The organism is Dissulfurispira sp. (assembly GCF_036745535.1).
Lineage (GTDB): Bacteria > Nitrospirota > Thermodesulfovibrionia > Thermodesulfovibrionales > Dissulfurispiraceae > Dissulfurispira.
In genome coordinates this window covers 1-7,624 of record NZ_DAIOFX010000075.1, presented here as the reverse complement: position 1 = coordinate 7,624, position 7,624 = coordinate 1, and the positions used below count along the sequence as shown (strand labels likewise).

Genomic DNA, 7,624 nt, shown 5'->3' with positions numbered 1-7,624 from the left:
TGAACCATGTGAACCAACGGCGGCGACTATAAAATCTGACTTAAAGGCTTATTAAACAAGAAGTTAAATGCTTTTTAAGGCTTCGAGGCTGAAATATTTTTTCTCAAAGCGGCTGGTAAAAACCAGGTAATTCCGCTAAAAATTCTCAAACCTCTTTTTAAAGGGAGAATAAGAGAATACTCTTTATCTTTCAAATACTTATCTCTACAATCTCCTTTAAAAACTAATTCTCAAATTACCTGTAAATTTATATAAGGTGTTCACGGCAGATGGTTGGCTCATTGCCGCTGATGCGCATCTGATTAAGGCGTTTCTTTTCTGCAATCCTTGTCAATCTTCGCACTACATCTTCCGGAGAATAAAATTCGCCATGCTCAACAGGTCTCGCAGCCACATTCCATGCCCAGCAAAATACACACCTGAGACAGCATCCAACGCAGTCTGCAGTGGATATGCCGCCGTAAAATCTCGATGGCCTGAAACGATAGTATTTCCTCGAATCATCTTTGCAGACATCTTTTTTAGTCAGTTCCGCAAACATGACTGGATCAAACATTTCAGTCCTCTGAAACTAAAATATTAAGTTCATGCTTGCAGATGTTACAGAATCCAGAGCCTTTCCTGTCGGTATCTTTCAGGCTGTTGGAAAAAATACATTATGCATTTAGGGTCAGGACAGTGGCCGAGGCCGTATGTATGGCCGATTTCATGTATGGCCTCTTTGACAGCCCTCAGGTGAAAGAGGTCTCTGTCAGGATTTAGTCTATAGAACTCCTGGCGCAGCCTTGCGAGGGCTATAACCGTTACTCCAGCTAATATATCCGCCTCCCCGAAGACAAAATTGAGTTCCGGGACATAGAGGTCTGCATCCATTACACCGAGCACCCTGTGGAAGTCTTTTGTCTTAAATGGATGCAGCCTCCTGAGAATTCGTGTAGAGTGATACTGCCCTCTTTTGTTGCTATACAAGTCCTGCGGTACAGGTATTTCTTTGCCAGGTTCGACCTTGCAATGAAATGTCTTTTCAAGGGCATCTGCGATGTCTTTCAGGACTGCTGCGTCAATGACTCCTATGGGGATTATGAGAATCCTCATAAATAAACTATCTGATATAAGCCTCTGTTACATATCTCCTCATCATCCTGTGCGAGTTGAAATAGTATGCGTTCTTTCCTATTGCATTCTGCATTATCCTGAGCCAAGTGTGTTTGTCATTGTAAAATGTGGGGATGATGGCGGTCTCCAGTTTGTAATAAAGATCATCTGCATCCCTTGCAGGATCCGCAGGCACATCGGGGGAAGGCCCGATTGCCCATCCTGTGTATCCTTCTATCCATCCCTCTATCCACCAGCCGTCAAGGACACTGAAATTTGGAACACCGTTATGGGCTGCCTTCATGCCGCTCGTGCCCGATGCCTCAAGCGGCCTTAACGGCGTATTGAGCCACACATCAACGCCGGATACAAGCTTCAATGCCAGTTCCATATTGTAATTTTTAAGGTATGCGATTTTTATCTTGTCTTTGAGCTTTTCTTTGATTTCGAATATGTGCTGTATAAGCTGCTTTCCCGATTCGTCCCTCGGATGCGCTTTTCCTGCATATATTATTTGCAGCCTGCCTTCACCGATATACGACAGTCTTTCAATATCCGTAAAAAGGAGGTCGGCCCTTTTGTATGCAGTTGCACGGCGTGCAAAACCGATGGTAAGCGTATCGTAATTCATGCCTGCCTGTGTCTCGCGATTAACATAATCTATGAGATGCCTCTTCGCTTCCATGTGTGCCTCCCACAATTCATCATCCGGTATGCGGCCTACTCTTACAAATATTTCAGGCTCATTTGCCCAGCCGGGGAGGTATTTGTCATAGAGCCTTTTCATGCTGTCGCATGTCCATGTGAAAGAATGTACTCCGTTCGTTATGGCGTGGATCTCATAGCCTGGGAACATCCCCTTTGATACCTCGCCATGCTTTTTGGCCACTCCATTTATATAGTTGCTGAGGTTCAATGCGAGCATTGTCATATTGAGGTGTTCGTGGCCTGCCAAGTCCTTTACTATGTCTATAGGGATTATCTCGCACATTGTCCTTTGCACAAGGTCGTAGGGAAATTTGTCATGTCCTGCTGCAACCGGGGTATGTGTTGTGAATACGCAGAGGCCTCTCACCCTTTCCTTATCCCACACAAGCCTCTCATCCCACACCTCTTCTATGTCCCTTTTGTATCTTTTCAGCAGCTCGAGGGTTAGTAATGCCGAATGGCCTTCATTCATGTGATACTTCTTTATTTCAAATCCCAGTTCATCGAGCATCCTTGTACCGCCTATGCCCAGGACTATTTCCTGTTTGAGCCTGTAGGCCTGATCCCCTCCATAGAGGTGATGCGTAATCCCCCTGTCCTCCGGTGCATTCTCGGGCAGGTCCGTATCGAGGAATAAAATTGGAACCCTCTGTCCCCTCATGCTTTCCACGACATAAAGCCATGCGCCTATGTAAACTTCCCTTTCTTCTATAAAAACGCTCACCCTTTCTTTAAGCGGGGTCATGAAATTATTCGGGTCCCATTCATCAGGAAGCTCTGTCTGTCTGCCGTAAATATCGAGGTCCTGCTTGAAATATCCCTTTTTGGTGAGGATGGTCACTGCAACAACTGGAAGGTTCAGGTCTGCTGCGGATTTTATTGTATCTCCCGCGAGTACGCCGAGGCCTCCGCTGTATGTGGGCATATCGCTCCTGACGCCTATCTCCATGGAAAAATATGCTATCTTCGGCTCTTTGATGAATTCGCTTATGGATACTGTCATAGTCGTTCTCCCTTGTTTGTAATCGTTTCTATCCCCTTTGCCCTTTTCATCAATTCATCGAGTGCGGCTTCCCCTTCATTGCCAATATCAACGGAGTAATCGTTGACATAAAGGGATATGTGCTTAAATATTACGTCATCTGACAATTCCTGTGAATACCTTTTGATAAAAGGCATGGCATCTTCCCTGTGGAGCATGGAGTATTCTACACTCGCCCTTATGAGGGATTCAATTGTTTTAATGGTCTGGAGGCCGAGGGATTTCTTTGCAATTATGCCTCCGAGCGGTATGGGCAGTCCTGTCTCCTCTTCCCACCAATCTCCAAGGTCTACGATCTTTGCAAGTCCGTATTCATGGTACGTGAATCTGCTTTCATGTATTATGAGGCCAGCATCCACTTTCCCATCCCTGACCGCACCCATGATCTCATGGAAAGGCATAGCAATGAATTGCGGAGCACTGATGGCTGATGGCTGATGGCTGGTGGCTGAGATAAAGAGTTTCAATAAAAGAAATGCGGTTGTAAGTTCACCTGGGATCGCTATTTTTTTTATTTCTGACTTCTGACTTCCCACAGGGTCTTGTAGACTGACTTCCGGCTTATGAACTAAGAGCGGCCCGCATCCCCGGCCGAATGCCCCTCCTGCTCTCAGAAAGTGGTAATCTTTCTGCAAATAATAAAAGGCATGGCATGATATCTTTGTGACATCGACAGCCCTTTTCATTGCAAGCTGGTTCAGTGTCTCCACGTCCTCGATGAGGAGGCTGAAATCGAGACCTTTCAGGTCTATCCGTTTATTAGCAAGGGCATAAAAGATAAAGGTGTCATTGGGACAGGGCGAAAAACCCAAGCTTATCATAATTTGCAATTTTAGCATTAAATATTTATCATTTACCAGAAGAAATACATGGAGGTTTTATGAAACTGCATAAAAATATCCTGAGTCTTATCGGCAATACGCCGATGGTCAGGATCAACAGGATGGTTTCGGCAAATAGTGCCGAGATATGGGCAAAGCTTGAGGGTTTTAACCCCGGAGGCTCTGTCAAGGACAGGATAGCCCTTTCAATGATAGAGGCAGCAGAAAGGGAAGGCAAGCTGCACAAAGGCGGCACTATTGTTGAACCCACAAGTGGAAATACCGGCATCGGCCTTGCAATGGTGGCTGCTGTCAAGGGATACAGGCTTATCCTCACAATGCCAGAGACCATGTCCATGGAGAGGAGGCAGTTGCTGCAGGCATTTGGCGCCGAGCTTATATTGACACCCGGTGATAAAGGCATGATGGGGGCAGTGGAAAGGGCAGAGGAGATATTCAGAGACAATCCTGATTTTTTCATGCCTCAACAGTTTGAGAACAAGGCGAACCCGGAAATGCACAGGCGGACAACCGCCCTCGAGATAATCAATGACCTTGGCTGTGTGCCCGATGCCTTTGTGGCCGGAGTTGGAACAGGAGGGACTATAACCGGTACGGGCGAGGCATTAAGGGAAAAGAACCCTGATATATGGATAGCTGCAGTGGAGCCTGCATACTCTCCTGTCCTGTCCGGCGGAAATCCGGGGAAACACAAGATTGCAGGCATAGGCGCCGGCTTTTATCCAGGGGTTTTAAATACAAAGATATACAACGAAGTGATACCCGTAACGGACGAGGATGCCGCAAACACGACAAAACAACTGGCTTTAAAGGAAGGAATACTCGCAGGCATATCATCTGGCGCTGCAATGTGGGCTGCCATGAAGGCAGCAGAGAGGCTTGGGAAAAACAAGAAACTGGTTGTTATATTCCCGGACAGGGGAGACAGGTATTTGAGCACAGGCTTGTTCTTACCAGAAGGAATATGAAATTTAAAATCCGAAATCCTAAATTCGAATTTCGAAATTCGGATTTGGAATTTGAAAAATAAAGGGCATTTGTGCTATCTTTGTCAGCTAAAAACACACGCCTGAAAGGGGTCTCTAATGGTCTCATAACCGCAGCATTGCTGTTGTTATGGGTTTAAAAGAACCGGGCGGAGGAAAAACCATAAGGAGGAAGTATGGCTGTTGTAACTATGAAGGAGTTGCTGGAGTCTGGTGTCCATTTCGGACATCAGGTAAAGAGATGGAATCCGAAGATGAAAAAATTCATCTTTGGAGAGAGGAACGGTATTCACATTATCGATCTTCAAAAGACATTGGAAGGAGTGGAGGAGGCATACAACTTTGTCAGGAACATAGCATCCACAGGCGCACCCGTACTCTTCGTCGGCACAAAGAAGCAGGCACAGGACTCCGTAGCAGAGGAGGCCCAGAGGGCAGGCGCATTTTATGTGAATAATAGATGGCTCGGCGGCATGCTTACAAACTTCTCAACAGTAAGGCGGAGCATAGAGAGGTTCAAAAAGATCGAAGCAATGAAGGAAGACGGCACATACAATGTCCTTACAAAAAAGGAAGTGGCACAACTCGAGAAGGAAAGGATTAAACTGGAGAAGAATCTGGCAGGAATAAAGGATATGACAAATCTGCCCGGTGCTATCTTTATCATAGATCCCAAGAAAGAACAGATTGCCGTTGCAGAGGCCAGAAGGCTCTCCATACCCGTGGTGGCTGTTGTGGATACCAATTGCGACCCCGACGATGCAGACTATGTTATCCCGGGCAACGACGATGCAATAAGGGCTATCAAGCTTCTTGCATCCAAGATGGCCGATGCAGTCCTTGAAGGCAAGGGAGTGCTCGCCAAGTCCGCAAAAGAGGAAACCGAAAAGGGAGCGATAGAAGAAAAAATCATGCAGGAGGAGATGGCAGAATGACGGTAACGGCAGATAAGGTTAAGGAATTGCGCGAAAAAACCAATGCAGGCATGATGGACTGCAAAAAGGCCCTCTTAGAAAGCGGCGGCGACATGGAAAAGGCCATTGACATCCTCAGGCAGAAAGGGCTTGCAACTGCAGCAAAGAAGGCAGGCAGGCCGGCATCGCAGGGTTTGATAGATTCGTACATACACATGAATAAGCTCGGAGTCCTCGTTGAGATTAATTGCGAGACGGACTTCGTTGCCAAGACTGACGACTTTAAAGAGCTTGCTAGAGACATCGCAATGCACATAGCTGCTGCAAATCCGACGTATGTATCCCGGGAAGACATTCCTCAAGATGTGATAGAAAGGGAAAGGGAGATATACAGGGCACAGGTCACCAATAAGCCGCCACAGGTCGTTGAGAAGATTATCGATGGTAAGCTCGAAAAATTCTTCAGCGATACATGTCTTCTTGAGCAGGTCTTCATAAAAGACCCGGAGGGGAAGCAGAAGATAAAGGACCTGATAACAGAAAAGGTAGCGAAACTGGGTGAGAATATTGTTTTAAGAAGATTTGCAAGATTTCAGTTAGGCGAAGGATTGGAAAAGAGTGCATCCTGTGAAAGCTGATATGAAAAATGGGTCAAGGGTCAAGGGTCAAGGGTCAAGAACCTCGAAACATGGACTCAAATATAAAAGGGTTCTGCTGAAACTCAGCGGCGAGGCCCTTATGGGAGACAGGGGATACGGCATAGACCCTGCCACTGTGGAGTATATGGCCTCGGAAATCAAAAAGGTTGTCGATATGGGAGTGGAGGTTGCCATTGTCATCGGCGGCGGCAATATCTTCAGAGGTGTCGAGGCCTCTGTAAAGGGCATGGAAAGGGCGTCAGCCGATTATATGGGAATGCTCGCAACGGTTATAAATGCCCTTGCCCTTCAGAATGCGCTGGAGAGGATCGGCCTGCAGACAAGGGTTCAGTCTGCCATAGAGATGAGGGAACTCGCAGAGACGTATATCAGGAGAAGGGCGATAAGGCATCTCGAAAAGGGAAGGATTGTTATATTCGCTGCTGGCACCGGCAATCCATACTTTACCACAGATACAGCCGCAGCACTTCGCGCCATGGAGATAGGGGCTGACGTCATATGCAAGGGAACGAAGGTTGAAGGTGTTTATACTGCCGACCCTGTGAAAGACCCAACCGCAAAGAAGTTCGATGAAATATCGTATATAGATGTCTTAAAATTCAACCTTAAGGTTATGGACTCCACCGCAATAACCCTCTGCATGGACAACAACCTTCCCATAGTTGTATTTAATATAAAAAAAGCAGATAATATTAAGAACCTTATAAAGGGCAAGAAGGTAGGCACAACGGTTAAAAAGCAAAATGAAAAATTAAAAATGAAAAATTAAGGAATTCCATAATTTTGCTTTTTGAATTTATCTCTGGCGGGGTGATAAGATGCAAGAGTTTAAGAAAAAGGCTACGGACAGAATGAACGGGGCCGTAGATGCATTGAAAAAGGACTTTGCCGCTATAAGGACAGGAAGGGTATCCCTTTCGCTACTGGATGGAATAGCCGTGGATTATTACGGGACATCCACGCCACTTAATCAGGTCGCAACGCTCGGCATACCGGATCCCAGACAGATAACTATCCAGCCATGGGAGCAGAAACTCATTCCGGAGATAGAAAAGGCCATACTTAAATCCGGTCTCGGGCTGACTCCCACCAATGACGGGAAGGTCATAAGGCTTAATATACCGCCCCTTACAGAGGAAAGGAGAAAGGAACTGGTAAAGGTTGCAAAAAAGAGGGCAGAGGAAGCACGGGTTGCCGTCAGGAATATAAGAAGGGACATAAATGACGAGATTAAAAAGTCTGAAAAGGAGCAGCACCTCAGCGAGGACGATGTTAAAAGGCTTCAGGATGAGATCCAGAAGATTACCGACTCGCATATAACAAAGATCGAAGAAGTCCTTCAGCACAAGGAAAAAGAGATAATGGAAGTATAAATTAG

At 46.2% G+C, this 7,624-nt stretch carries 9 protein-coding genes; 5 read left to right on the top strand and 4 right to left on the bottom strand.

The window, feature by feature from the left end; translation table 11 throughout:
• Positions 1-247: 247 nt before the first annotated feature.
• From V7L97_RS10325 to V7L97_RS10310, 4 genes are read right to left on the bottom strand one after another with little or no spacing between them, the layout of a single operon-like run.
• The gene (locus V7L97_RS10325) at positions 248-556 is read right to left on the bottom strand and encodes a radical SAM protein (protein ID WP_333655694.1); all 309 of its coding nucleotides are present in this window, start codon (positions 554-556) and stop codon (positions 248-250) included.
• Positions 557-600: 44 nt separating this feature from the next.
• The gene (locus tag V7L97_RS10320; RefSeq protein ID WP_333655693.1) at positions 601-1,095 is read right to left on the bottom strand and encodes an archaemetzincin family Zn-dependent metalloprotease; all 495 of its coding nucleotides are present in this window, start codon (positions 1,093-1,095) and stop codon (positions 601-603) included.
• Positions 1,096-1,102: 7 nt separating this feature from the next.
• Entirely contained in the window at positions 1,103-2,806 is a 1,704-nt protein-coding gene (glgP, locus tag V7L97_RS10315; RefSeq protein WP_333655692.1) for an alpha-glucan family phosphorylase, read from the bottom strand.
• Positions 2,803-3,666 (bottom strand): 1,4-dihydroxy-6-naphthoate synthase, encoded by an 864-nt coding sequence (locus V7L97_RS10310; RefSeq protein ID WP_333655690.1) that lies wholly within the window; start codon positions 3,664-3,666, stop codon positions 2,803-2,805. The genes glgP and V7L97_RS10310 overlap by 4 nt, the downstream gene beginning before the upstream one ends.
• 59 nt (positions 3,667-3,725) lie before the next feature.
• Between V7L97_RS10310 and cysK the strand changes: the two genes are divergently transcribed.
• The 5 genes from cysK (at position 3,726) to frr (ending at position 7,619) form a co-directional block, all read left to right on the top strand.
• A complete protein-coding gene (cysK, locus tag V7L97_RS10305; protein ID WP_333655688.1) occupies positions 3,726-4,655 on the top strand; it encodes a cysteine synthase A in 930 nt (309 codons plus the stop codon).
• 194 nt (positions 4,656-4,849) lie between these two features.
• Complete coding sequence (gene rpsB, locus V7L97_RS10300) at positions 4,850-5,608, top strand: 30S ribosomal protein S2 (RefSeq protein WP_333655686.1); 759 nt, start codon at positions 4,850-4,852, stop codon at positions 5,606-5,608.
• Positions 5,605-6,225: a translation elongation factor Ts gene (gene tsf, locus V7L97_RS10295; RefSeq protein ID WP_333655683.1), complete on the top strand. Its 621-nt coding sequence runs from the start codon at positions 5,605-5,607 to the stop codon at positions 6,223-6,225. The genes rpsB and tsf overlap by 4 nt, the downstream gene beginning before the upstream one ends.
• Before the next feature lies 1 nt (position 6,226).
• The gene (pyrH, locus tag V7L97_RS10290) at positions 6,227-7,015 is read left to right on the top strand and encodes a UMP kinase (RefSeq protein WP_333655682.1); all 789 of its coding nucleotides are present in this window, start codon (positions 6,227-6,229) and stop codon (positions 7,013-7,015) included.
• An 82-nt stretch (positions 7,016-7,097) separates the two neighbouring features.
• Positions 7,098-7,619: a ribosome recycling factor gene (gene frr / locus V7L97_RS10285; RefSeq protein ID WP_442891817.1), complete on the top strand. Its 522-nt coding sequence runs from the start codon at positions 7,098-7,100 to the stop codon at positions 7,617-7,619.
• Positions 7,620-7,624 lie beyond the last annotated feature (5 nt).

Bases quoted from the DNA above. Each gene is read 5' to 3' on its own strand.
- V7L97_RS10320 (WP_333655693.1), bottom strand. From the start codon at position 1,095: ATGAGGATTCTCATAATCCCCATAGGAGTCATTGACGCAGCAGTCCTG.
- V7L97_RS10325 (WP_333655694.1), bottom strand. From the start codon at position 556: ATGTTTGATCCAGTCATGTTTGCGGAACTGACTAAAAAAGATGTCTGC.
- tsf (WP_333655683.1), top strand. From the start codon at position 5,605: ATGACGGTAACGGCAGATAAGGTTAAGGAATTGCGCGAAAAAACCAAT.
- cysK (WP_333655688.1), top strand. From the start codon at position 3,726: ATGAAACTGCATAAAAATATCCTGAGTCTTATCGGCAATACGCCGATG.
- frr (WP_442891817.1), top strand. From the start codon at position 7,098: ATGAACGGGGCCGTAGATGCATTGAAAAAGGACTTTGCCGCTATAAGG.
- pyrH (WP_333655682.1), top strand. From the start codon at position 6,227: ATGAAAAATGGGTCAAGGGTCAAGGGTCAAGGGTCAAGAACCTCGAAA.
- rpsB (WP_333655686.1), top strand. From the start codon at position 4,850: ATGGCTGTTGTAACTATGAAGGAGTTGCTGGAGTCTGGTGTCCATTTC.
- glgP (WP_333655692.1), bottom strand. From the start codon at position 2,806: ATGACAGTATCCATAAGCGAATTCATCAAAGAGCCGAAGATAGCATAT.
- V7L97_RS10310 (WP_333655690.1), bottom strand. From the start codon at position 3,666: ATGATAAGCTTGGGTTTTTCGCCCTGTCCCAATGACACCTTTATCTTT.